Source organism: Kitasatospora sp. NPDC056531, from assembly GCF_042794375.1.
Taxonomy (GTDB): domain Bacteria; phylum Actinomycetota; class Actinomycetes; order Streptomycetales; family Streptomycetaceae; genus Kitasatospora.
Window position 1 is genome coordinate 1 of record NZ_JBHTTU010000332.1, and the last position, 1,668, is coordinate 1,668.

Annotated in this window: 3 protein-coding genes; 1 reads left to right on the forward strand and 2 read right to left on the reverse strand. The window is 70.0% G+C overall.

The features are described from left to right. Positions 1-63 precede the first annotated feature (63 nt). Together ACFQ87_RS46170 and ACFQ87_RS46175 are read right to left on the reverse strand one after the other, a co-directional pair. A complete protein-coding gene (locus ACFQ87_RS46170; RefSeq protein ID WP_380617038.1) occupies positions 64-636 on the reverse strand; it encodes a hypothetical protein in 573 nt (190 codons plus the stop codon). Between the two features lie 142 nt (positions 637-778). Next, entirely contained in the window at positions 779-1,159 is a 381-nt protein-coding gene (locus ACFQ87_RS46175) for a hypothetical protein (protein ID WP_380617039.1), read from the reverse strand. 327 nt (positions 1,160-1,486) lie between these two features. Between ACFQ87_RS46175 and ACFQ87_RS46180 the strand changes: the two genes are divergently transcribed. Beyond that, a partial coding sequence (locus tag ACFQ87_RS46180; protein ID WP_380617040.1) for a hypothetical protein occupies positions 1,487-1,668 on the forward strand: 182 nt, incomplete at its 3' end.

Below are 1,668 nucleotides of genomic sequence, written 5' to 3' on the forward strand. Positions count from 1 at the left end.
GTGGCGGGAGTCGCCTGCAGCGTATTGGTGGCCACTACCGCTTCGCGCGTTCCGGACGCCGTCTCACCTCCGGTCGCCCCTCCGACCGCCGGTCGACCCGCGCTGACCGTTACCGAGCAATTCGTCGAAGAGCTCGCGGTAGTGCACCATCGCGCCGCGGAGTTCCTCGGTGGTCGCGTCATGGTCACGGACGTGCTCGTTTACCGCGTGGGCCGCCCGGAAGTGCTCCAAAGTGCGTCCATGCTCCACCGACAGGTCCCGGACCTTCTGCTCGTAGCCCTCCGTCGGGTAGCCGCGCTCATGCATGAGCACGGTCACGAGCCGGTCGGCCTGCTGCACCGCCTCGCCTGGCCGGTCCACGAACTGCCGCTGGACCTGTGTCCAGTCCTTGGCATACCGGTCCCGCATCGTCTCCGGCAGCGGCTTGATATCAAGGTGGTCGTGGCGCTGCTCGCGGGCACGCAGTTCCCGCTCTGCGGCGAACCTGCTCTTTGAGCGCTGGACGGTCCGGTCGTATTCGGGTCCGAAGCGCTCCTGGAGCCGGCGGCGCCGGATGAGGTACCACGTTGCAACGGCCAACAGAATGAGAACAACCGCAATGGGAACGATGATCGCAATAAGCGTTCCTGTGGACATCGGGTCCTCCCTGAGGCTCTGATGGCCAGAGCGGGTGCCCGGAATCGGCGACTCAAAACTCGGTAACGGGATCAAGACTGCCTGCTCTGCCGTTCCGTCGACGTTTCCCGTTTCAGGGGGGGCGGGCAACTGCGGCTGTTCCTCAGATGAGCGGGACGACGAGCAGGAGCAGCGCGTTCCCGCGCACGGCGGCGGCGTAGTCGTGGTGGTCGTCGAAGGGGCCTGAGATCAGCAGAATGCTTGCGCGCCGCTGTGCCGCCTCGCGCCAGCGCGGCCAGGTGCGCACGACATCGGTCTCGTAGCAGGGGTGGCCGCGGTGGAGGATGCGGACTCGCTGGTGCTGGAAGTCGGCGGTCCAGTCGGGGTACGGGGTGTCCCAGCCGGCGGGGTGCTGGGGGCGCCACGGCACGGGCTCGGGAAGGGTACGGGCCTCGTGGCGGGGCAGAACCAGCGCGGCCCTGCCACCGACGAACGCGGCCCAGGCGGCCTCGCCCGGCGCGTAGTGCGACAGATCGGCGGTCATCGCGTACCCCGGGTACCCCAGGCGAGCGGGATCGCGCCCGCGGTCCGGCAAGGTGGTCCGGCGCACGTCACCAAGAGAGCCTACCGAGCCTGGCGCGACGGTGGCGAGGGTACCCGCTCGGGCGTGGCGCTGCCCGGGGCCGGCCAGCCCCACAAGGCGTGGGATCGAACGCTTCCGCAGCTGCCGGCCGTTCACCCGGTCGGGCGATCCCACCCGGGCCTCGGCCGCGCGCGTGCATAGGCTCGGGGCACGAACGGCAGCCGACTTTCCCTACCGCCCGGAGGCGGTGGTCGCCCCCGCCCGCCGGGCCGCAGAGGGGAGCTGGTCATGTACGAGATGCACGCCGAGCCCGTGTTCGACGACCCGGCGCTCGCCCTGCGCTGGCACGCGGTCCGCACCGGTGACACGCTGGTCGCGGTCTGCGGGTACCGCCCGCTGCCTCTCGATCCGGCCCTGATATGTAGGGCGTTTTGTCAAGGGTGCAGGGCTGGTCACACCCTCGTCGGGAC

Bases quoted from the DNA above. Each gene is read 5' to 3' on its own strand.
- ACFQ87_RS46170 (WP_380617038.1), bottom strand. From the start codon at position 636: ATGTCCACAGGAACGCTTATTGCGATCATCGTTCCCATTGCGGTTGTT.
- ACFQ87_RS46175 (WP_380617039.1), bottom strand. From the start codon at position 1,159: ATGACCGCCGATCTGTCGCACTACGCGCCGGGCGAGGCCGCCTGGGCC.